The organism is Rathayibacter sp. VKM Ac-2803, from assembly GCF_009807175.1.
GTDB lineage: Bacteria > Actinomycetota > Actinomycetes > Actinomycetales > Microbacteriaceae > Rathayibacter.
In genome coordinates, this window is the sequence record NZ_WUCD01000001.1 from 623,377 (window position 1) to 645,192 (window position 21,816).

Genomic DNA, 21,816 nt, shown 5'->3' on the forward strand with positions numbered 1-21,816 from the left:
CGCGGGTCACACCACCAGACGGGGCTGATTGCGGACTGTGTCGGACAGGCGGAGCAGCACGGCGACGATCATCCAGTTGGCGACCAGGGACGAGCCGCCGGCCGCGAGGAACGGCGTCGTGAGGCCGGTGAGCGGGATGACGCGGGTGACGCCTCCGATCACGATGAAGCACTGCAGGGCGATGACGAACGACAGCCCGACGCCGAGCAGACGGCCGAAGTCGTCCTGCCCGGCGAAGCCGATCCGGAAGCCGCGGGACACCAGGAGCAGGTAGAGGCCGAAGATCGCGAAGAGACCGGCGAGACCGAGCTCCTCGCCGAGGCTGGCGATGATGTAGTCCGACTGCGGCACGGGAGTGATGTCGGGCATGCCCTGCCCGAGGCCGGTGCCGAGGAGCCCGCCGTGCGCGAGGCCGAACAGGCCCTGCACGAGCTGGTAGCTGCCTCCTGGATCGGCGCCGTAGCGGTCGGAGGAGAAGGCGTCGAGCCAGTTGGCGAAGCGGTTGCCGACGTAGCCGAGGGTCTGACTGGCGAGGATCGCGCCGCCGAGGAAGAGGCCGACGCCGATCAGCACCCAGCTGGTGCGGCCCGTGGCGACGTAGAGCATCACCAGGAACAGGCCGAAGTAGAGCAGCGCCGTGCCGAGGTCGCGCTGGAAGACGATGACCGCCATCGAGACGGCCCAGACCACGAGGATCGGTCCGAGGTCGCGCAGGCGCGGGAAGCGCATCTTGAGGAAGGTCTTCCCGACCATCGAGAGCGAGTCGCGGTTGCGCACGAGGTAGCCCGAGAAGAAGACCGCGAGGGCGATCTTCGCGATCTCACCGGGCTGGAAGCTGAAGAAGTCGCCGATGCCGATCCAGACGCGGGCGCCGCTGACCTCCTTGCCGATGAACGGCAGGAGCGGCAGCAGGAGCAGCACGATCGCGGCGAACCCCGCGACGTAGGTGTAGCGGAACAGGATCCGGTGATTGCGGATGACGAGCAGCACCGTGATCGCCGCCACGATCGCCAGGGCGCTCCAGATGATCTGGCGGACGGCCACCGACTCCCAGCCTGTCGCGCCGTCGGCGATGTCGATGCGGTAGATCTCGGCCACGCCGAGGCCGTTGAGGACCGTGGCGATCGGGAGGAGGAAGGGATCCGCATCCGGAGCCGCGAAGCGCAGCACCACGTGCACGATCAGCACCAGCGCCGAGAGCCCCGCGCCCAGCGAGACGAGGGTGGTGTCGATCGCTCCGAGGGCGCCGAGCTGCACCAGGAGGATCGCGGACGCGTCGATCAGGCACGCGCCGATCAGGAGGAGCAGCTCGAGGTTGCGCAGGCGCTGCTTGAGGAAGCGGGGGCGCTCGCGCTTCGGAGCGTCGGTCGTCGCGGCGGCGGTCACGGTGCTCCGTTCGCATCCGTCAGGCGCTCGACGATGTCGACCGCGCCCGCGTACGAGTCGGCGCTGATGGTCTGCTCGAGCTGCTCGACGTCGTACTCGCGGAGGGAGTCGACCGGGATCCCGGTGTCCTCCTTGACCGAGGAGAGCGAGAGCGGGCCGACCGACTGCTGGATGCCCTGGTAGATGATCACGGTGTCGCCGTCGGTGCCGACGTAGAAGCGCGACTGGGTCCAGTCGTAGGCGAGCAGGACGCCGAGGAATCCGGCGATCAGCACCAGCGAGAGCCCGACGAGCCAGGTGATCCGCCGGCGGAGGTGGCGCCGGCGGTCCTCCTCGATGAGCTCGTCGAGGTAGTCCTCGGAGGCGGGCTCGAAGTGGGTGGGGCCCTGCGCCGCGGGGGCGCGGGTGTGCAGGCGGAGACCGGGGATGCGGATCCGGGTCTGCGAGTCGTCGGTGCTGAGGGGCGTCGGCGCGGCGGCGGACCCGACGATCACGGGCTCGGGAGTCGGCTCGAGCACCCGCGCGGTGTCGTTCGCGCCGGGGACGTCGAGGATCACGACGGTCACGTTGTCGGGAGCCCCGTGCGAGAGGCTGTCGCGGATCAGGCGGTCGGCGACCTGCTGCGCCGACTCGTCGCGCGAGAGCTCCTTCTGGATCTCGTCGTGCGGGACGACGCCCGAGAGGCCGTCGGAGCAGATCAGCCAGCGGTCGTTCGGCTCGGTCTCGAGCGTGAGCGTGTCGATCTCGGGGTTGGTGTGCACATCGCCGAGGACCCGCATGAGGACGGAGCGGCGGGGGTGCGTCATCGCCTCCTCCTCGGTGATGCGGCCCGAGTCGACGAGGCGCTGCACGAAGGTGTGGTCGGTGGTGACCTGCTCGAGCTTTCCCTCGCGGAGGACGTAGATCCTGGAGTCGCCGATGTGCGCGATGGCGACGGACTCGCCGACGCGGACGATCGCGCTGACGGTGGTGCCCATGCCGGTGAGCTCGGGGTGGTCGACGACGGCGTCGGCCAGCATCGTATTGGCGGCGAGGAGGGTGCGCTTGAGCTCGGCTTCGGCCTCGTAGGTGGAGGCGTAGCGCCGGTCTGCCTCGGCGATGCGCTTGATGGCGATCGAGGAGGCGACGTCGCCTCCCGCGTGACCGCCCATGCCGTCGGCGACGACGAAGAGCTGCCGCCCGGCGTAGCCCGAGTCCTGGTTGTTGGAGCGGATGCGGCCGACGTGCGAGACGGCGGCGCTCTCGCGCACCGCACCGTCGGCCGCGGTGCCCTCACGGGTGGAAGACACGCCCTACGACCGCCGCAGCTCGAAGGTCGTCGTGCCGACCTTGACGGGGGTGTTCAGCGGCACCTTGGTGGGCGCGCCCACGCGGCGGCCGTCGAGATAGGTGCCGTTGGTCGAGTCGAGATCCTGGATCATCCACTCGTCGTTCCAGATCAGGAGGCGCGCGTGATGGGTCGACGTGTAGTCGTCGCGGATCACGAGGGTCGACTCGGAGGAGCGGCCGATCGTGAGCGGCTCGCCGTTGAGCTCGAGCTCGGTGCCGCGCTTGGGGCCCGAGGTGATCACGAGGCGCTGCGCCGTGTGGACCGTCGCGACGCCTCCGGAATCGGTGCGCTCGGCCTGCGCCTCGCGGGTGCGCCTCGCGGAGGGGGCAGCGGGTGCCGGAGCCGGCTGGGCGGGAGCGACGACGGGCTGAGCCGCGGTGACGAACGGCGCGTCGCTCTGCCCGGCCGGTGCAGCGGCGCCGGCGGGCAGCTTGCGCACCCGCTGACCGAACAGGTCGGAGCGCAGCGCGTAGACGATGCCGAACACGAAGAACCACAGCAGCGCGAGGAACGCGATGCGCAGCACGAACAGGGTGAGCTCGCTCATAGCCGGTCGTCCCAGAATCCGTCGGAGGAGCGCCCGGCGTGACCGGACGCGCGGGGGGCGCGCGCGGGTGCGCCGCCCTGGACGATGCGGAAGACGATCCGCGTGCGTCCGATCGAGATGGTCTGCTCGGGCGAGAGCGGGGCCTGGGTGACGGGCTTGCCGTCGAGCTTGGAGCCGTTGGTCGAGCCGAGGTCGTGCACCTGGGCGCGCGAGCCGTCCCAGAGGATCTCGACGTGCTTGCGCGAGGTGCCGGAGTCGTCGACGGTGATGTCGGCGTCGCTGCCGCGCCCGATCACGGTGCGCGACTTGGTGAGCGGGTAGCGCTTGCCGTCGATGTCGAGGACGGGGGAGTAGGCGACGGTGCCCTTGACGCTCCGGGAGTCGACCTCGACCATCCCGTCGCTGAGCGAGGCGTCGGCGGCGAGGGAGATGTCGATGGGGCCGGAGAAGCGGAAGCCCTGCTTCTTGGCGTGCTCGGTCGCGACGGTCGTGAGCTCGTCGATGAGGGTCGAGCCCATCCGCTCCATGCGGTCGAGGTCGGCGGTGGACATGCGCAGGGTGAGGCTGTTCGGCACGAGGATGCGGTCGCGGCTGACGATCGCGGCGGTGGTGTCGAGCTCCCTCCGGAGAGCCGACGCGAGCTCGACCGGCTGCAGCCCCGACTTGAAGGTCTTCGCGAAAGCGCCGTTGACGACGCGCTCGAGCCCCTTCTCGAAGTTGTCCAGTATGCCCACGGTCTTCTTCCGGTTCATCGCCTCGCGGCGGTCACGATCGGATCGGGGAGTCGGTGCGCCCCTCTGGTCTGTGCCGCGCACGGCTACGGGCATGTTACTGGGATGCTCTGGATGCGGGCTCCTCGGGGTGGATTCGGGTGTGCGTGGGTGGCGGGCGGGTCTGGACGTGCTCGGGGGTCGGGGGCCTGTTCGGCTCGTGGAAACCGGTTCGGCTCTCGGGAATCGAGGGTTCTGACGAGCCGAACGCGGTTCTGCGAGCCGGAGATGCGGGGCTGGGCGCGCCGGGGTGCTAGTCTTTCTCGTCGGTGCTTCGGTGCCGTGGTGAGCGCGAGTGGCGGAATAGGCAGACGCGCACGGTTCAGGTCCGTGTGCCCGAAAGGGCGTGGGGGTTCAACTCCCCCCTCGCGCACCAGTGCTTCTCAGAAGCAGACGACAGCCCCCGATCGGACATCCGGTCGGGGGCTTCGTCGTTCGCGGAGCTGCCCTGCGGCCGGGTGAGGGAACCCCGGACCGTCGGAGCCGCCCGGTACGGCGGGCCCCCTCGATGGTCCGGGGTTCCCTCGCTGCCAGGGGTGTCTCGTGGAGGACGGCTCCGGGACATCGGGAGAGGGGCGGGCGTTCACCGCGGGGACGCCGGGGGCGGCGACCATGGGCGCATGATCGCCCTCCGTGCCGATGTGTCTGCGCTCGACGCGCGTGTCTCCTCCGAGCTGCTGCGGCGCCTCCGGGGGCATCGGAACGTGCAGGTGAGCGCACGTCAGTGGATCGCTGTCGTGCCCGAGGTGGGGTCGGTGCTCGTGACCGAAGGTGCCGCGATGGTGCTCGACGTGCTCGTGGAGCGGCGGACGCTGCTCCCCCTCGTCATCGACGCGCTCGAGACGGAGCTGCGCCGCGGCGGGTTCCGCGAGCGGATCGCGCTGCGCTGGTCGACTCCGGACGCGGTGCCGGTCCCGTTCCGCTGAGGCGCGCGACGCCGGTTCGGCACGGATCCGTCGGCGGTGCCCTGCGGCCGAGCGGGAAGCGTCAGCGGCGGGTGAGCTCGACCACGGGGATCACGCGGGTGGTCCTGCGCTCGTAGTCCTTGAATCCGTCGGAGGCGGAGGTGAAGCGCGCCCAGCCGGCGTCGCGCTCGTCGCCCTCCAGGACGCGGGCGCGCACGGGCACGAGGCCGTCGTCGGGGGTCTCGATCTCGGTGTCGGGGTGCGCGATGAGGTTGTGGAACCAGGCGGGGTGCTTCGGGGCGCCGGCGGCGGAGGCGGCGATCAGCCAGACGTCGTCGGAGGTGCGGATCGCCATCAGCGGGGCGACGCGCTCCTCGCCCGAGCGGGCGCCGGCGTGGTGCACGAGGACGAGGCTGCGGCCGAAGCCGGCCGTCGTCACGGTGCCGCCGTTCGCGCGGAACTCGTCGATGATCATCTCGTTGAAGTCGGCCACGGGCTTCTCCGTTCGCGGGGTCTCGGGCGGAGGCGCCGTGGGCGTCGACGGTTGTGATCGCGTCGGGCGGAGGGTCGGAGTCTCCGGCGTCCGCGGCGGGTCCGCGAGCGCACGCCGCCAGGGTAGCTCCACGGCGCCGGCCGGCTCCAGCATCGTCCGGTCCGTTGCCGCGCCTCCCCGTGCCGCATCTCCCTGCATCCGGCACCTTGGGGGCGAGACAGCTGAGCCCTCCTCGGGTGACACTGGGTCGATGGAACCGGTCGACCTCCTCGCGAAGGACCGCCTGCGAGCGGCCGCCTCCGCCGAGCAGTGGGACACGGTGGTCGAGATCCTCGGCCGCTCCTGGGTCGAGCTGCTGCAGGACGCTCCTCGGGAGCTCCTCGCAGTCCTTGAGACGCTCCCCGATCCGATCCTGGACGGCCATCCCCGGCTGCGGTTCGGGCGGGAGTACGTCCTGCGGATGCTCGGCGGCCCCGACCTCTCCGCCGGGTACCGGCTGGTCCTCACCGAGGCGACCCGGGGCGACGCCATCGACCGCCTCGCCCTCCTGACCGCTCGGATCGCCGCCGCGCGCTTCGCCGGCGCGGGCGCGGACGTCGTGCGCCTGGTGACGGCGGCGCACGAGCTCCGTCGCCGGCAGCCGCTCGAGTCCGATTCGCCGCTCGCGGGGGCCCTGGCGGAGTTCCACTACCAGTGGGGTCTCGCTCTCGAGCACGCGGGCGAGCTCGACGCCGCCGTCCTCGACTACGTCGAGAGCTGGGACTGGGCGGCCAGTGTCGGGCACAGGATGATGCAGCGTGCCTCCGCCGGCGCGATCGCCTACCTGCACGCTCTCCACGGCCGCATCGCCAGCGCGCAGACCTGGCTCGACAAGCGACCTCCCGAGCGCCCCGGCGACTGGTGGGAGCCCGACTTCTCGGTCCAGGCGCGCTTCGCGACCTCGCTGGTCCGGACCGCCCAGCTGCTCCCCTCCACCGCGGACTTCTTCGACGGGGTCGGCAGCTTCGCGAGGTCGCTGCACTGGGCGGCGTACTTCTTCACCAGCGCGACCGCGATCAGAGACCCGCACGCCGCGCGGATGCTCCGCAACGAGCTGGACACCTTCGTCGCCGATCTCCCGCAGGCCCAGAGGACCGACTCCGTCAACGTCGCGTACATCCGGATCTCGCGGCTGCTCTTCTCGGCGCGAGCGGAGGAGCTCGGGCGGCCGGACACCACGGACCGCCCCACGGCGTCCGCCCACTTCCTCCGCCAGTTCCCCGCCGCCGTCCACGCGGCGCGGCTCGCGCGCGCCGGCCGATCGCGCGCCGCGCTGCAGCTCGCCGCCCCCCTGCTGGGCGTGGACCGCTCCCGACCCCGCGTGCTCGTCACATCGCTGATCGCGACCGCGATCGCCACGAGCGACGCCGCGCAGCGCTCCGAGCTCCTGTCCGAGGCGGTGGGAATCGCTCACGCTCACCGCTACTACTACCCGTTCGCGTTCCTCCCCGCCGAGCTCCGGAGCGAGGTCGCGGTGCTCTTCGATGAGCTGGGTGCCGCGGACGTGTCCGAGCGCCTCACGATCGTCAGCGAGGGCTTCGAGCGCGCGACGGGGACGGCGCTGAGCCGTCGCGAGCGGGCCGTCGCCGAGCACGCCGCCGCCGGCGAGAGCACCAGCGAGATCGCCGCCGCTCTCGGGGTGAGCGTCAACACGGTCAAGACCCAGCTCCGCACCGTCTACCGCAAGCTCGGCGTCAGCTCCCGCACCGAGCTGCGCCACCTGCACCGTCCGCGCTGAGCGTCGCCCGGCGCGCCGCGCGGCCTCCGCTCACCGCCCCGTCCTGCATCGTGCCCGAGGACCCGGGTCGAGCACCGATCACCGCACGAGGAGCCGGGTGAGCCTGCCGGTCACCCACTCGATCGGACCGGTACCGCAGAAGCGCCACCACAGCACTCCCGCGAGCCAGACCCCGAGCACCAGCACGGCGAAGGCCCAGGGTGTGTCCACCGCATATCCGTAGCCGGCGCCCGCCAGTGCGGCGACGACGGCGACCTGCAGCACGTAGACCGAGAGGGAGAGCGACCCGACCGCGCGGAAGGGCACGAGGCCGGCCTCGATCGCGGCGCGGGGGGCGGCTCGGACGGTCGTGAGCAGGACGACGGCCACGTAGACGGCGAGGACGAGCCCGAGGTCGTGCAGGGTGTCGAGGTGGCTCCCTGAGACGGAGTCGATGCCCGTCACCCGCTCGAGGAGCGGTCGCATCGGATAGGCGAGCACGGCGACGACGGCGAGCACGGCGAGGAGGCGGTCGCGCCGGAAGCCGTGGCGCAGCAGCAGCGCGCCGAGGAGGAAGAAGGGCAGCAGGTTCGTCACGCGGTAGTTCGGCCCGGTGAAGAGCCAGTTGAGCGCGTAGCCCGCCGGGGTCGGCGAGTACAGGACCAGCGGATCGGCCGCGGCGGCGACGGCGGCGTTCAGCGGTGCGCCGACCACGACGATCACCACCGCGATCGCGGCGACGACGCGGGAGCGGAGGAGGAGGATCGGCGTCCCGATCGCGAGCGTGACGCCGAGGAAGGCCAGGACGATCGCGATCCACGTCGCCCAGGTGCTCAGCCACAGTCCGAGTCCGATGAGGATCGCCGCGCGGACGAGGTTCTGCAGCACGACCCGACGGCCGGAGGCGCCGGGCCGGGCGAGGACCAGTGCGGCCGACATCCCCATCACGAGGGCGAAGAGCGGCGAGGCGAGGTCGTTGACGTTCCCCGCGACGAAGCCGATCGCTCCCGTCCGCAGACTCGGTACGAGGGGCATCGCGTGCGCGATGAGCATGGCGACGATGGCGATGCCCCGCAGGGCATCGGGAACCACGAGTCGATCGGTCTGCGACCGAGGGGCCGGACGGACGACGCGCGTGGAGCCGGCGGTCACACTCATGGCAGGAGGATAGGGCGCCCGCAGCCTGCGCGGTCGGCTCGCTCCACGCCCTGATCAGCCGCCGGCGCGCTGAGCGGGGTGGTCGAGGCGATCGATCCGTCGCAGATGGCCCGTGTCAGCGACGCGGACGGCCCGTCCTCGACGGATCGATCGGCTCGGAGCAGGCGGTCGCCGCGCGCGCGGACGCGTCTCCGTGAGGAGACCGTGAGGGACGACGGGCGACGCGTATGGAAGGCGTTAGGACCCCTCCGCGGCGCCGGCGGCGGGTGTTGCATCAGGACTCGTGCCGGCCCCGCACTCGCCGTGGGCCGGTCGGACGCCTCCGCACTCGAGGGCGTCCTCCGCCCCCGGATGGAGTTCTCGTGCTCGACCTTGTCTACGTGATCGGCGTCCTCGCCGTCTTCGCGCTCGTCGGCGTCATCGCCAAGGGGGTCGAGAAGCTCGCGCCCACGCCGCGCGCTTCCGGCCCTCGCGCGGCGATCAGCGAGGACGTCGAATGATCGTCTTCGACTCCCTCGCCGCGATCCTCGCGATCGGCGCGATCGGGTACCTCGTCGCAGCCCTCGTGAAGCCGGAGCGCTTCTGATGGACACCTTCCTCGCGATCCTGCAGGTCGCCTCCGTCGCCCTGATCCTCGTCCTCCTCCACCGCCCGCTCGGCGACTACATGGCGCACATCTACACGACGACCAGAGATCTCGCCGTCGAGCGCGGCTTCTACCGCGTCATCGGCGTCGACCCGCGTGCCGAGCAGAGCTGGAGCGCCTACCTCCGCGGGGTGCTCGCGTTCTCGCTCATCGGCGTGCTCCTCGTCTACGCGCTGCAGCGCGCCCAGGCACTTCTGCCCTACTCGCTCGGGTTCCCCGCGATCCCCGAGGGGCTGTCGTTCAACACGGCGGTCTCGTTCGTCACCAACACGAACTGGCAGTCGTACTCGCCCGATGTGACGATGGGCTACTCGGTGCAGCTGCTCGGCCTCGCCGTGCAGAACTTCGTCTCGGCGGGAGTCGGCATCGCCGTCGCGATCGCGCTGGTGCGCGGCTTCGCCCGCCGGAACAGCGCCTCGATCGGCAACTTCTGGGTCGACCTCACCCGCGGGACGCTCCGCCTGCTGCTCCCCCTCTCCGTGATCTCGGCGGTCCTCCTCCTGGCCGGCGGGGTGATCCAGAACTTCGGCGGATTCACCGACGTCACCACGATCACGGGCGGCACGCAGAGCATCCCCGGCGGTCCGGTCGCGTCGCAGGAGGCGATCAAGATGGTCGGCACCAACGGCGGCGGCTTCTTCAACGCCAACTCGGCGCATCCGTTCGAGAACCCCACGGCGTGGACCAGCGCGCTGCAGGTGATCCTGATGCTGGCGATCCCGTTCTCGCTGCCGCGCACCTTCGGCCGGATGGTCGGCAACGCGAAGCAGGGCTACGCGATCGTCGCGGCGATGGCCACGATCTTCGTCGTCTCGCTGACGGCGCTCACGCTCCTCGAGCTCGCGGGCAGCGGTGCGGCTCCGCAGGCCGCGGGCGGCGCGATGGAGGGCAAGGAGACGCGCTTCGGCATCGCCGGCTCGGCCCTGTTCGGGGCGACCAGCACGCTGACCTCGACCGGCGCGGTCAACTCGATGCACGACTCCTACACCGCGCTCGGCGGCATGCTGCCGATGCTCAACATGATGCTCGGCGAGGTCGCCCCGGGCGGCGTCGGCTCCGGCCTCTACGGGATGCTCGTGCTGGCGATCCTCGCCGTGTTCATCGGCGGGCTGCTCGTCGGGCGCACCCCGGAGTACCTGGGCAAGAAGCTCGGCCCCTACGAGATCAAGCTCGCGAGCCTCTACATCCTGATCACGCCGACCCTCGTCCTCGCCGGGACCGCGCTGAGCTTCGCGATCCCCGCCGTGCGGGCCGACGTCGAGAGCACCTCGATCTGGAACCCGGGGCTGCACGGCCTCTCGGAGGTGCTCTACGCCTTCACCTCGGCCGCGAACAACAACGGCTCGGCGTTCGCGGGGCTCACCGCCAACACCCCGTGGTTCAACACGGCCCTCGGAGTCGCGATGCTGCTCGGCCGCTTCCTGCCGATCGTGATGGTGCTGGCGCTCGCCGGCTCGCTCGCCAGGCAGGGCACCACTCCGTCGACCGCGGGCACGCTGCCCACCCACCGGCCGCAGTTCGTCGGCCTGCTGGTCGGCGTCACCGTGATCGTCACCGCACTCACCTACTTCCCCGTGCTCGCACTCGGACCCCTCGCAGAAGGACTCCAGTAACCCCCATGACCAGCACACTCGAAAGCCCGGCTCCCGTGCGGGCCCCGAGGCGGGGCGCCTCGGCGTTCAGCCTCGAGCAGGTCACCGCGGCGCTCCCCGGCGCGTTCCGCAAGCTCGACCCGCGCCTGATGGTGAAGAACCCCGTGATGTTCCTCGTCGAGGTCGGTGCGGCGCTCACCACGCTGCTCGCGATCGCCGAGCCGTTCCTCGGCGGGGCGCAGGAGTCGGGCGGCGCGCCCGTTCCGGCGTCGTTCACCTGGGGCATCGCGATCTGGCTCTGGCTGACCGTGCTCTTCGCCAACCTGGCTGAGTCGGTGGCGGAGGGGCGAGGCAAGGCGCAGGCCGACAGCCTGCGGCAGACCCGCACCAGCACCAAGGCCCGCCGTCTGCTCGAGTACCGGGCCGGCGACGGAGCCGCGATGCACGCGCAGGTCCGCGAGGTCTCCTCGGCCGATCTGCAGCTCGGCGATCACGTGGTCGTCGAGGCCGGCGACCTCGTGCCCGGTGACGGCGACATCGTCTGGGGCATCGCCTCCGTCGACGAGTCGGCGATCACCGGAGAGTCGGCGCCGGTCGTGCGCGAGTCGGGCGGCGACCGCAGCGCCGTCACCGGCGGCACGCGGGTGCTGTCGGACCGCATCATCGTGAGGATCACGTCGAAGCCGGGCGAGACCTTCGTCGACCGGATGATCGGCCTGGTCGAGGGAGCGTCGCGGCAGAAGACGCCGAACGAGATCGCGCTGAACATCCTGCTCGCGAGTCTCTCGATCGTGTTCGTCGTGGTCGTGCTGACGCTCAACCCGATCGCCTCGTACGCAGCGGCTCCGGTCAGCGTGCCGGTGCTGGTCGCCCTGCTCGTCTGCCTCATCCCGACCACGATCGGCGCGCTGCTCTCGGCGATCGGCATCGCCGGCATGGACCGGCTAGTGCAGCGCAACGTGCTCGCGATGTCGGGTCGCGCGGTCGAGGCGGCGGGCGACGTGACCACGCTTCTGCTCGACAAGACCGGCACGATCACCTACGGCAACCGGCGCGCGACCGAGTTCGTGACCGTGGGCGGCACCGACCGCGGCGAGCTGCTGCGAGCGGCCGCCGCCTCCTCGCTCAGCGACCCGACTCCCGAGGGGAAGTCGATCGTGGACCTCGCGGGGCTGCGGCCCGAGACCGGTGACGCCGTCGTCGTCCCGTTCACCGCGCAGACCCGGATGAGCGGGCTCGACCTCGCCGACGGCTCGCAGATCCGCAAGGGCGCCGGCTCGGCCGTGACCGCCTGGCTCCAGGCCGACGCGCGCGCGACCGCCGAGCTCGACGAGCAGGTGCACCGCATCTCCGAGAGCGGAGGCACGCCGCTGGTCGTCGCCGTGAAGGATGCGTCGGGCGCCGGCCGGATCCTCGGCGTCGTGCACCTGAAGGACGTGGTGAAGGAGGGGCTCAAGGAGCGCTTCGCCGACCTGCGCGCGATGGGCATCCGGACCGTGATGATCACGGGCGACAACCCGCTCACGGCTCGCGCGATCGCCGCGGAGGCCGGGGTCGACGACTACCTCGCCGAGGCCACGCCCGAGCAGAAGCTCGCCTACATCCGCAAGGAGCAGGAGGGCGGCAACCTCGTCGCGATGACCGGAGACGGCACCAACGACGCCCCCGCGCTCGCGCAGGCCGACGTCGGCGTGGCGATGAACACGGGCACGTCGGCCGCGAAGGAGGCCGGCAACATGGTCGACCTCGACTCCGACCCGACGAAGCTCATCGACATCGTGCGCATCGGCAAGCAGCTGCTGATCACCCGCGGGGCGCTCACCACGTTCTCGATCGCGAACGACGTGGCGAAGTACTTCGCCATCATCCCGGCGATGTTCGCCGGTGTGTTCCCGGGCCTCGCGGTGCTGAACGTGATGCAGCTGCACTCGCCGTCCTCCGCGATCCTCTCGGCGATCGTGTTCAACGCGCTGGTGATCGTCGTGCTCATCCCGCTGGCCCTGCGCGGCGTCGCCTATCGGGCGCTGAGCGCCTCGAAGATCCTCAGCCGCAACCTCCTCGTCTACGGGCTGGGAGGCGTGATCGCGCCCTTCATCGGGATCAAGCTGATCGACCTCGTCGTCGCCCTCCTCCCCGGCTTCTAGACCCTCCTCGGAAAGCAGAACCCCCATGAATCCCACCCGCTCGGGCCTCCGCCAGTACGGAGTCGCGCTGCGCGCGATGCTCGTGCTCACCGTCGCCCTCGGAGTCGTCTACCCGCTCGCCGTCACCGGCCTCGGGCAGGTCGCGTTCGCCTCCCAGGCGAACGGCTCGATGCTCACCGTCGACGGCTCGCCCGTCGGCTCCTCCCTCATCGGCCAGTCCTTCACGGACGCCGATGGGAACCCGCTGCCGGAGTGGTTCCAGTCGCGGCCCTCCGCGGCCGGCGACGGCTACGACGCGAGCGCGTCCAGCGGCTCGAACCTCGGGCCCTCGAACCCCGACCTCGTCGCCTCGATCGAGGAGCGCCGGGCGGCGATCGCGGACTTCAACGGGGTCGACCCGGCCGAGTTGCCCGCCGACGCGCTGACCGCCTCCGCCTCGGGGCTCGACCCGCACATCAGCCCGGCCTACGCCGAGCTGCAGGTCGCCCGCGTCGCCGAGGCGCGCGGACTGCCCGAGGAGAGCGTGCGCGCGCTCGTCGCCGAGTCGGTGCAGGGCCGCGACCTCGGCGTCCTCGGCGACGAGACGGTGAACGTGCTCGAGCTGAACCTGGCGCTCGCGCGGCTGTGAGCGCAGCCCTCGGAGCACCTCCGGCTCGTAGAATCGCGTTCGGCTCGTCGGAACGCCGCGATCCTGCGAGCCGGAGCCGATCCCGCGAGCCGAAAGTGGGGGCCGGAGCATGACGAAGGGCCGCCTGCGCGTGCTGCTCGGGGCCGCGCCCGGCGTCGGCAAGACCTACACGATGCTCGAGGAGGGCCGCCGGCTCGCCGCCGAGGGCCGGGACGTCGTGGTCGCCGTCGTCGAGACGCACGGCCGTGCGGCCACGGCCGCCATGGTCGAGGGGCTCGAGGTGATCCCGCGGCGCACGGTCGAGCACCGCGGGGTCGTGCTCGACGAGATGGATCTGGAGGCGGTGCTCGCCCGCCGCCCCGAGGTCGCGCTGGTCGACGAGCTCGCCCACACCAACGCCCCGGGGTCGGTGCACGAGAAGCGCTGGGAGGACGTGCGAGCGCTCCTCGACGCCGGGATCACGGTCTTCTCGACCGTCAACATCCAGCACATCGAGTCGCTCAACGACGTCGTGCAGGCGATCACCGGGGCGCCCCAGCGCGAGACGATCCCGGATGCGGTGCTCCGGGCGGCCGACCAGATCGAGGTCGTCGACCTCGCCCCGCAGGCGCTCCGCGACCGCCTCGCCGACGGCCGGGTCTATCCGCCCGAGCGCATCGACGCCGCGCTCTCGAACTACTTCCGCCTCGGCAACCTGACAGCGCTCCGCGAGCTCGCCCTGCTCTGGCTCGCCGACGAGGTCGACAGCGCGCTCCGCGACTACCGCGTCGAGCACGGCATCGACAGCACCTGGGAGGCGCGCGAGCGCGTGGTCGTGACGCTCACCGGAGGGCCCGAGGGCGAGACCCTGCTGCGCCGCGGTGCGCGGATCGCCGCGCGAGCCTCCGGTGGCGATCTGCTCGCCGTGCACGTGGTCACGCCCGACGGGCTGCGGACCCCGCGCCCGCACGTGCTCGAGGCGCAGCGCGCGCTCGTCGAGTCGCTCGGCGGCAGCTACCACCAGGTCGTCGGAGAGGACGTGCCGCGCACCCTCGTCGAGTTCGCGCGGTCGGTGAACGCGACGCAGCTGGTGCTGGGCGTCAGCCGCCGCAGCCGCCTCGCCTCGGCGCTCACGCCGGGCATCGGCGCGACGGTGATCCGCGAGTCCGGCAACATCGACGTGCACATCGTCAGCCACTCGGCGGCCGGGCGCAGCGCGGTGCTGCCGCGGCTCGACGGCGCGCTGACCCTCCGCCGCAAGCTCGCCGGCACGGCGCTGGCGCTCGTGGGCGGCCCCCTGGTCACCTGGCTGCTGTCGAGCCTCCGGAGCGACGAATCGATCACGAGCGATGTGCTCTCGTACCAGCTGCTCGTGGTGCTCGTCGCGCTGGTCGGCGGCGTCTGGCCCGCGTTGTTCGCGGCCGTGCTCTCGGGTCTGACGCTCGACTTCTTCTTCGTCGATCCGCTCTACACGATCACCGTCGACGAGCCGCTGCACGCGCTCGCGCTCGTGCTCTACGTGCTGAACGCGGCGCTGGTGAGCGCGGTGGTCGACCGCGCGGCGCGGCGCTCCCGGGCGGCGAAGCGATCGGGTGCGGAGTCGGAGCTGCTCGCGACGATCGCGGGCGGCGTCATCCGCGGGCAGGGGGCGCTGCAGGCGATCCTCGAGATCTCGCGCGAGGCGTTCGGGCTCACCGGGGTGAGGCTGCTGCGCGACGGCGCGGTGGTCGCGGTCGACGGCGAGCCGGTTCCGGAGGCGGAGCCCGTGCGGATCGCGGTCGGCGCGAACGCGGTGCTCGAGCTGCACGGACGCCAGCTCGAGGGCAGCGAGCGGCGCCTGCTGCAGGTCGTCGCGGCGCAGCTCGACTCGGTGCTCGAGAACGAAGCACTCACCGAGACGGCCAGCTCGCTGGCTCCGCTCGCCGAGACCGACCGGGTGCGCAGCGCCCTGCTGTCGGCGGTCAGCCACGATCTGCGGCGGCCCCTCGCGGCGGCCACGGCGGCGGTCAGCGGATTGCGCTCGAGGGACGTCGAGTGGAGCGACCGCGACCGCGAGGAGCTGCTCGCGACCGCCGACGAGAGCCTGGTGACCCTCGCCGCGCTCGTCACGGACCTGCTCGACGTGACGCGGCTCGAGGCGGGGGCGCTCGCCGTGGCCCTCGCGCCGCTCGACGCGGCGGACGTCGTGCTGCCCGCGCTCGACGAGCTGGGGCTCGGACCGGGCGAGGTCGACCTCGATCTCGACCTCGACGGCCCGCCGGTGCTCGCCGACGCCGTGCTGCTGCAGCGGGTGGTGGTGAACCTGCTCGCGAACGCGGTGCGCTACTCGCCTCCGGGAACGCGGGTGCGGGTGTCGACCAGCGCCTTCGGCCGCACCGCGCAGATCCGCATCGTCGACCACGGGCCGGGGGTGGCACCTGCGCGGCGGGAGGAGATCTTCGTGCCGTTCCAGCGGCTGGGGGACGACGACAACACCACCGGGCTGGGGCTCGGGCTCGCGCTGTCGAAGGGGTTCACCGAGGGGATGGGCGGGACGCTCGAGACCGAGGACACCCCGGGCGGCGGGCTGACCATGGTGGTGGAGCTGCCGATCGCTTCGGCTTCCGGTGTCGCAGACGCTTCGGGAGGAGCCGCATGAAGATCCTGATCGCCGACGACGACCCGCAGATCCTCCGCGCGCTGCGGATCACGCTGACCGCGCGCGGCTACGAGGTGGTGACGGCCGGCGACGGCACGGAGGCGATCAACCGCGCCATCGACGAGCATCCCGACCTCTACATGATCGATCTGGGCATGCCGCGGCTCGACGGGGTCGAGGTGATCCACGCGCTGCGCGGCTGGACGAGCGCGCCGATCCTGGTGGTGTCGGGGCGGACGGGGGCGGCCGACAAGGTCGGCGCGCTCGACGCCGGAGCCGACGACTACGTGACGAAGCCGTTCTCGATGGACGAGGTGCTGGCGCGCATCCGGGCGCTGTCGCGGCGCGTGCAGCCGGCCGACGGCGAGCCGCTCGTGGTGATCGGGGAGGTGACCGTCGACCTCGTGGCGAAGAGCGCGACGCGGGCCGGCGCCTCCGTGCGACTGACGCCGACGGAGTGGCAGGTGCTCGAGATCCTGGTGCGGAACGCGGGCAAGCTCGTGACCCGGCGCTCGCTGCTCGACGAGATCTGGGGGCCGGCGCACGTCACCGACACCGGGTACCTGCGGCTGTACCTCGCGCAGCTGCGCAAGAAGCTCGAGCCCGACCCGGCGCACCCGCGGTTCCTGCTGACGGAGGCGGGGATGGGGTACCGGTTCGTGCCGGGAGAGTGAGCGCGGGCTCCTTTCTCTCGCTGATCGAGTAGCCCGCGAAGCGGGCGTATCGAGATCCACGTCCGTCGGAAGGCCAGGGCAGAAGGCTGATCTGCTGACGCTGGTGTGTCTCGATACGCCCCTTCGGGGCTACTCGACCAGCATGGAGGGCGATGCGCGCCGAGTTCACCCTCGCCACTCGATACGCCGCCTCCGGCGCTGTTCGAGCAGCGGGCAGGCGGGCGGAGGATGATGGGGGCACCGCCGAACAAGGAGAGCACCGTGGAACAGCCGCGCATGAACGTCGAGTCGTTCAACCTGGATCACCGCACCGTCGCCGCGCCGTACGTGCGCCTCGCCGACGCCAAGACGCTCCCGGCGGGTGACCACCTCGTCAAGTACGACGTGCGCTTCACCCAGCCCAACGCCTCCCACCTCGAGATGCCGACCGTGCACTCGCTCGAGCACCTCTTCGCCGAGAAGTCGCGCAACCACTCCGACAAGGTCATCGACTTCTCGCCGATGGGCTGCCAGACCGGCTTCTACCTGATCCTGCAGGGCGAGCCCGAGCTCGCCGAGGTGCTCTCGCTCGTCGAGGACACCCTCCGCGACATCACCGAGGCCGACGAAGTGCCCGCGGCCAACGACACGCAGTGCGGCTGGGGAGCGAACCACTCGCTCGAGGGCGCTCAGGAGGCGGCGCGCACCTTCCTCTCGCGCCGCGATGAGTGGGAGACGGTGACCGCGTGAGCGAGGCGATCATCCTGGTCGCGATGGACGAGGAGGCGGAGCCCTTCCTCGCGAAGGCGACCGCCGCCTCCGAGCCGCGCAGCGTCGGCAACGCGCTGCAGTGGGACCTCGAGCTGGGCGGCCACGACGTGGTGCTGGTGCGCACGGGTGTCGGCCTCATCAACGCGGCGGGCGGGCTGACGGCGGCGATCCTCCGCACGCTCGGCGACGAGCCGCTGGTGATCAGCGCCGGCTCGGCCGGGGGGCTGGGCGCCGAGGTGCGCGTCGGCGACGTGGTGATCGGCGAGGAGTACGTGCAGACGGACGCCGACGCGCGGGCCTTCGGCTACGCGATGGGGCAGGTGCCGGGGATGCCCGAGCGCTACTCCGGCGATGCCGCGGCGCTCGCCACCGACGTCTCGGTGCCCGAGGTCGTCGTCCGCCGCGGGCTGATCGTGTCGAGCGACACCTTCGTCTCGGGCGATCACGTCGAGCGGGTGCGCGGTCACTTCTCCGGAGCGCTCGCGACCGACATGGAGTCGGTCTCGCTCGCGCAGACGGCACACGTGCACGGGCTGCGGTTCGTCTCGGTGCGCGGCATCTCGGACCTGTGCGCGCCGGGCGAGTTCGAGGCGCACGTCGACGACGCGGCCGACCGCTCGGCCGCGGTCGTGCTCGCGCTGCTGGACGCGCTGGCCTAGCCCGCGGGGGAACCGGTTCTGCCCCTGACGCCGCTCAGCAGGCGGTGTCCGGGCGAGAACCGGTTCCCCCGAGGGGGCTCACTCGTTGCCGATGCGTCCGTCCGCCGCGCGCTCGGCTCCGTCGATCTTGTCGTCGAACTTTCCGCCGGTCGCCTTCCCGGCGGCGTCTCCGGCCGCGTCGAGACCCTTGTCGGTCACGTCCTCGCCCTTGTCGCTGTTCGCCAGGTTCTTGGCCTTGTCTGCCAGGCCTCCGAGATCCACCATGGGGTCTTCCTTCCGTCGATGCCGCCCGCGGTCAGCGGGCTCGATGCTCACTCTGCGCGCATCGGCCCGGAGCTGTCGCGGGGTTGCGCGGTCTCGCCGGGGGAACCGGTTCTGCGCGAGACACCGCTGAGAATGCGGTGTCTCGGCGAGAACCGGTTCCCTCGGAGGGGAGGGGGTCAGGCGGCGCCGAGGCCGGTGACGGGGCCGGCGACGGCGACGGTCTCGGCGCCGTCGGGCCAGCGGAGGCGGACGCCGGGCGAGGGGACGACGCGGCCGACGGCGGCGGTCGTCGTGTGCGGGGTGTGCATCCGGCCCTCGCCGGGGCGGTCGGCGGTGATCATCGCGAAGCCGGGGAAGCAGGCGAGCCAATCGCCGAGGCCCGCCGACGGCGGGGCCGGGATCGCGGCGATGTCGAGCACCGCGCCTCCGCCCGACGCCTCGGCGAGCATGCCGACCGTGCCGACGAGCCCGGCCATGCTGACGTCCTTCGCGGCCCGGGGCCGCGCGAGACCCACGGAGGCGGCCATCCCCCGCAGCTCCTCGCCGCCGCGCCCCGAGGTCGAGTCCCACTGCGCTCCCGCGAAGCCCGGTCGCCAGCCGCCGGCGAGGTCGGCCGTCACCGAGAGCTCGTCGCCGAGCGCCGCCGCCCCGGGCACCGGCGCCGTCGTGCGCCCGAGCCCCGTGACGCTCAGCGCCGCGGGGACCCCGAGCTGAGTGTGACCGCCGAGCACCCGCAGCCCCCAGGCCTCGGCCGCGTCGCGGATGCCGCTGACCATCCGCGCGGCGAAGGCCGCGTCGCGGGCGCCGATCGCGTCGAGCAGCCCGACGCCGGTCGCGCCCATCGCGGTGAGGTCGTTCACGTTCACCAGCACGGAGCACCAGCCCGCCCACTCCGGGTGCCGCTCGACCATCGAGGGGATGATCGCGTCGCAGACCGCCACCATGTCGGTGCCGGGCACGGGTGCGCCGTCGTCGCCGACGAAGCCCGGGCCGCCGAGGCCGCCACCGGCCGCGAACGGCGCCAGGAGGGAGCCGAGCGCCGACTTCGCCGCCCGCGCCGCGCGATCGAGCCGGTCGAGCGGCCAGCGCATCTGCACGTGCGGAGTGCCGGCGACGGTCAGCGCCCCGATCCGCTCCCAGCCGAGCCGGCGGAAGAGCACCTCGTTGCGCTCCTGCACCGACGCCTCGAAGCGCAGGACGCCTCGCGCCTCCGCCTCGGCGCAGGCCGCACGCACGAGAGCCGCGCCGATCCCCGCACCGCCGCGCGCCTCCCGCGACACCACCAGCCTGCTGCCGGTCCACCAGCCGAGATCGCGGCCCGATGCGACCGGCGCGAGCCGCACGCCTCCCAGCACCGCACCCTCGGCGGTCACCGCGACGAGCACGATCGCCCGCGGGTCGTCATCGATGTCGTCGGCGTCGCTCCCCGCGAAGAGCCCCTGCTCGGCCACGAAGACCTCGCGCCGCAGCGCACGGTACGCGGCGAGCTCGCGCTCCTCCGCCCGCATCACGGTGAAGGCCGGCGCGCGCCGCACCCCCTCGAGGATCGACAGCTGCATCAGGCGCCGGCCGTCTTGAGCACTCCGCACGCCCCGCAGGCCGCGCATCCGGCCGACTGCCCGGTGCTCAGCATCCCGGCGGCGATGAGCAGCGAGGCGACCCGCGCGCTCACCGACTCGAGCAGCGAGCCGGCCGGAGGCAGCACGTGGTCGACCTCGGTCGCGAGCGTCCCGCGCAGCGGCCGGAACGGGACCACGAACGGGTAGACGCCCATCTCGATCAGCTCCTGCGCGCTCGCGACGAGCTCGTCGGGATCCTCGCCGAGGCCGACCAGGAGGTAGGTCGAGACCTGGTTGCGGCCGAAGATCCGCACCGCCTCGCGCCACGCCCAGCGGTACTCGTCGAGGGTGACGCGCGCCTTGCCGGGGGTCCAGCGACGGCGCACCTCGTCGTCCATCGACTCGACGTGGATGCCGATCGACACCGCGCCAGCGTCCTTCAGGGCCTGCAGTGCCGAGACGTCCGACGGAGGCTCGCACTGCACCTGGATCGGCAGGCCCGGCACCGCCTCGAGCACCGCGCGCACGCAGCGGGCGAGGTGGGTCGCTCCCCGGTCGCGCCCCTTGGACGTGCCGGTGGTCATCACCATCTGGCTGATCCCGTCGAGGCGGGCCGCCGCCTCGGCGACCTCGGCGAGCTGCGCCGGGGTCTTCACCGCGATGGTCGAGCCGGCCTCGAGCGAGGCCTCGATCGCGCAGAACCGGCAGCGCTCGGCCTCGTCGTAGCGCATGCAGGTCTGCACGACGGTGGTCGCGAGGATGTCGCGGCCGTGCAGCCGGGCGATCTTCTCGTACGAGACGCCGTCGGCGGTCTCGAGGTCGTAGAAGCGGGGGCGGCGCACCGGAGTGACGTCGAGGCCGATGTCGGCGCCCTCGAGCAGCAGGCGGTCGCCGCGCACGACGTAGGGGCTCGTCGGGTTGATGGGGATGGCGGCACCGAGGCCGCCGAGCATCACGTGCCCGTCGTCGCTCGGGCCGGCGCCTGCCTCGCGGTGGACGGGGGCCTCGACGCGGATGCCCTGCAGGGCGATGTCGACGCGGGTGCGGAGGGTGAGATCGGTCACGGCTGACTCCTTGATGGCGCGGCGGTGGCCGGCCTGACGGGCCGCGGGGGATGCGGCCGGGATGTCGATGCGTTCGTCTCGCCTCCCATTCAAGGCACGCCGTGTTTCGGCTCGATGTCGAGCGGAACGCGGTCTGGTTACGGAACCGGCGTCACACGAGCTTCTTCCGGACGAAACCACACCGAAACACACCGCCCGTTGACTGGTGACGTTCCACTCCGCACCACCGCTCCATCCGGCGGACGTTCTTCGCGTCGTCTCAGCGCCTCCCGCCGGAGCCCGCACACTCGCCCGCCGTCTCATCGGCGACCCGGAAAGACCCGGAAACAGGAGGAACCACATGTCCGTCTCGCAGGAGATCGAAGACCAGGTCAGCGCCAACATCGAGAAGTCGCGCGGCGAGATCGCGCACCCGTCGCTCCCCAAGGGCAGCAACCTCTACGGCTCGACCAAGGTGTTCCCCGACTACCAGGCCGAGGAGGGGGAGTCGTACCTGACCCTCGTGCACGGCATCGCCCACGAGTCCTCCGTCAGCTTCGTCGCCGTGCTGCAGGCCACCCGCGCCGCGCGCAAGGGCTACGAGTCGGCGCTGTACTTCTACGGCCCCGGCACGATCAACGCGATGGCGACCCGCGGCTTCCCGACGGTCGGCGACTCCGGGTTCCCGGGCGAGCAGAACCTGAACAACGCCATCGAGACCTTCATCAACGAGGGCAACCGCGTATTCGTCTGCCGCTTCGGCATGGCGCTGCACGGCCTGCGCGAGGAGGACCTGATCGAGGGCTGCATCCCCTGCCACCCGCTCGACGTGCAGGACGCGCTGATCCACTACGCCCGCAAGGGCGCGATCATCAACTCGACCTACAACCTGTAG

General features: G+C 71.9%; 21 protein-coding genes and 1 tRNA gene. 13 read left to right on the forward strand and 9 right to left on the reverse strand.

All coding sequences use genetic code 11. The annotated features are described in order from the left end of the window. Positions 1-6 precede the first annotated feature (6 nt). Genes GRS96_RS02865 through GRS96_RS02880 form a run of 4 tightly spaced genes read right to left on the reverse strand, consistent with a single transcriptional unit; the run spans position 7 to position 3,997 of the window. Complete coding sequence (locus GRS96_RS02865; protein ID WP_159856055.1) at positions 7-1,386, reverse strand: FtsW/RodA/SpoVE family cell cycle protein; 1,380 nt, start codon at positions 1,384-1,386, stop codon at positions 7-9. Then, complete coding sequence (locus GRS96_RS02870; protein WP_235021934.1) at positions 1,383-2,675, reverse strand: Stp1/IreP family PP2C-type Ser/Thr phosphatase; 1,293 nt, start codon at positions 2,673-2,675, stop codon at positions 1,383-1,385. Before GRS96_RS02870 ends, GRS96_RS02865 begins: the two co-directional genes overlap by 4 nt. A 3-nt stretch (positions 2,676-2,678) precedes the next feature. Beyond that, positions 2,679-3,263, reverse strand: a complete 585-nt coding sequence (locus GRS96_RS02875) for an FHA domain-containing protein FhaB/FipA (protein WP_159856053.1) — start codon at positions 3,261-3,263, stop codon at positions 2,679-2,681. After that, on the reverse strand, positions 3,260-3,997 hold the full coding sequence (locus GRS96_RS02880) for an FhaA domain-containing protein (protein ID WP_159987676.1): 738 nt from the start codon (positions 3,995-3,997) through the stop codon (positions 3,260-3,262). The genes GRS96_RS02875 and GRS96_RS02880 overlap by 4 nt, the downstream gene beginning before the upstream one ends. A 325-nt stretch (positions 3,998-4,322) precedes the next feature. Here GRS96_RS02880 and GRS96_RS02885 point away from each other — a divergent pair. Both GRS96_RS02885 and GRS96_RS02890 read left to right on the forward strand, forming a co-directional pair. Next, a tRNA-Leu gene (locus tag GRS96_RS02885) sits at positions 4,323-4,409 on the forward strand. Positions 4,410-4,653: 244 nt separating this feature from the next. Then, complete coding sequence (locus GRS96_RS02890; protein ID WP_159987677.1) at positions 4,654-4,959, forward strand: hypothetical protein; 306 nt, start codon at positions 4,654-4,656, stop codon at positions 4,957-4,959. A 61-nt stretch (positions 4,960-5,020) separates the two neighbouring features. Here the strand turns inward: GRS96_RS02890 and GRS96_RS02895 are convergent, their stop codons facing one another. Continuing rightward, positions 5,021-5,431 carry a nitroreductase/quinone reductase family protein gene (locus tag GRS96_RS02895; protein WP_204162020.1) on the reverse strand — a complete coding sequence of 137 codons (411 nt, stop codon included), beginning with the start codon at positions 5,429-5,431 and terminating at the stop codon, positions 5,021-5,023. 250 nt (positions 5,432-5,681) lie between these two features. On the opposite strand from GRS96_RS02895, the gene GRS96_RS02900 reads away from it, so the two are divergent. Next, positions 5,682-7,208 carry a helix-turn-helix transcriptional regulator gene (locus tag GRS96_RS02900; RefSeq protein WP_159987678.1) on the forward strand — a complete coding sequence of 509 codons (1,527 nt, stop codon included), beginning with the start codon at positions 5,682-5,684 and terminating at the stop codon, positions 7,206-7,208. Positions 7,209-7,286: 78 nt separating this feature from the next. On the opposite strand, the gene GRS96_RS02905 is transcribed toward GRS96_RS02900, so the two are convergent. Continuing rightward, positions 7,287-8,345 (reverse strand): acyltransferase family protein, encoded by a 1,059-nt coding sequence (locus GRS96_RS02905; protein WP_159987679.1) that lies wholly within the window; start codon positions 8,343-8,345, stop codon positions 7,287-7,289. A 362-nt stretch (positions 8,346-8,707) separates the two neighbouring features. Here GRS96_RS02905 and GRS96_RS20440 point away from each other — a divergent pair, with 362 nt between their 5' ends. The 9 genes from GRS96_RS20440 to mtnN all read left to right on the forward strand — a co-directional run bounded on the left by GRS96_RS20440 (position 8,708) and on the right by mtnN (position 18,055). Then, on the forward strand, positions 8,708-8,845 hold the full coding sequence (locus GRS96_RS20440) for a hypothetical protein (protein WP_204162021.1): 138 nt from the start codon (positions 8,708-8,710) through the stop codon (positions 8,843-8,845). Next, complete coding sequence (locus GRS96_RS02915) at positions 8,842-8,931, forward strand: potassium-transporting ATPase subunit F (protein WP_159856041.1); 90 nt, start codon at positions 8,842-8,844, stop codon at positions 8,929-8,931. The genes GRS96_RS20440 and GRS96_RS02915 overlap by 4 nt, the downstream gene beginning before the upstream one ends. Beyond that, the gene (gene kdpA / locus GRS96_RS02920; RefSeq protein ID WP_159856039.1) at positions 8,931-10,604 is read left to right on the forward strand and encodes a potassium-transporting ATPase subunit KdpA; all 1,674 of its coding nucleotides are present in this window, start codon (positions 8,931-8,933) and stop codon (positions 10,602-10,604) included. Before GRS96_RS02915 ends, kdpA begins: the two co-directional genes overlap by 1 nt. 5 nt (positions 10,605-10,609) lie before the next feature. Continuing rightward, positions 10,610-12,727 (forward strand): potassium-transporting ATPase subunit KdpB, encoded by a 2,118-nt coding sequence (gene kdpB, locus GRS96_RS02925; protein ID WP_159987680.1) that lies wholly within the window; start codon positions 10,610-10,612, stop codon positions 12,725-12,727. A gap of 25 nt (positions 12,728-12,752) precedes the next feature. Then, on the forward strand, positions 12,753-13,355 hold the full coding sequence (gene kdpC, locus GRS96_RS02930; RefSeq protein WP_159987681.1) for a potassium-transporting ATPase subunit KdpC: 603 nt from the start codon (positions 12,753-12,755) through the stop codon (positions 13,353-13,355). A 109-nt stretch (positions 13,356-13,464) separates the two neighbouring features. Beyond that, the gene (locus GRS96_RS02935) at positions 13,465-15,972 is read left to right on the forward strand and encodes a sensor histidine kinase (protein ID WP_159987682.1); all 2,508 of its coding nucleotides are present in this window, start codon (positions 13,465-13,467) and stop codon (positions 15,970-15,972) included. Continuing rightward, positions 15,969-16,646, forward strand: a complete 678-nt coding sequence (locus GRS96_RS02940; protein ID WP_159856031.1) for a response regulator — start codon at positions 15,969-15,971, stop codon at positions 16,644-16,646. Before GRS96_RS02935 ends, GRS96_RS02940 begins: the two co-directional genes overlap by 4 nt. Before the next feature lie 276 nt (positions 16,647-16,922). Then, positions 16,923-17,375 carry an S-ribosylhomocysteine lyase gene (locus GRS96_RS02945; protein WP_082499043.1) on the forward strand — a complete coding sequence of 151 codons (453 nt, stop codon included), beginning with the start codon at positions 16,923-16,925 and terminating at the stop codon, positions 17,373-17,375. Continuing rightward, a complete protein-coding gene (gene mtnN / locus GRS96_RS02950; protein WP_235021933.1) occupies positions 17,372-18,055 on the forward strand; it encodes a 5'-methylthioadenosine/S-adenosylhomocysteine nucleosidase in 684 nt (227 codons plus the stop codon). The genes GRS96_RS02945 and mtnN overlap by 4 nt, the downstream gene beginning before the upstream one ends. A 78-nt stretch (positions 18,056-18,133) precedes the next feature. Here the strand turns inward: mtnN and GRS96_RS02955 are convergent, their stop codons facing one another. The 3 genes from GRS96_RS02955 to GRS96_RS02965 form a co-directional block, all read right to left on the reverse strand. Continuing rightward, a complete protein-coding gene (locus GRS96_RS02955; RefSeq protein WP_159856029.1) occupies positions 18,134-18,319 on the reverse strand; it encodes an Rv0909 family putative TA system antitoxin in 186 nt (61 codons plus the stop codon). Between the two features lie 176 nt (positions 18,320-18,495). Then, positions 18,496-19,878: an MSMEG_0567/sll0787 family protein gene (locus GRS96_RS02960; RefSeq protein WP_236553549.1), complete on the reverse strand. Its 1,383-nt coding sequence runs from the start codon at positions 19,876-19,878 to the stop codon at positions 18,496-18,498. Further along, entirely contained in the window at positions 19,878-20,942 is a 1,065-nt protein-coding gene (locus GRS96_RS02965) for an MSMEG_0568 family radical SAM protein (protein ID WP_235021930.1), read from the reverse strand. The genes GRS96_RS02960 and GRS96_RS02965 overlap by 1 nt, the downstream gene beginning before the upstream one ends. A gap of 340 nt (positions 20,943-21,282) precedes the next feature. Between GRS96_RS02965 and GRS96_RS02970 the strand changes: the two genes are divergently transcribed. Then, positions 21,283-21,816: an MSMEG_0572/Sll0783 family nitrogen starvation response protein gene (locus GRS96_RS02970; RefSeq protein ID WP_056039940.1), complete on the forward strand. Its 534-nt coding sequence runs from the start codon at positions 21,283-21,285 to the stop codon at positions 21,814-21,816.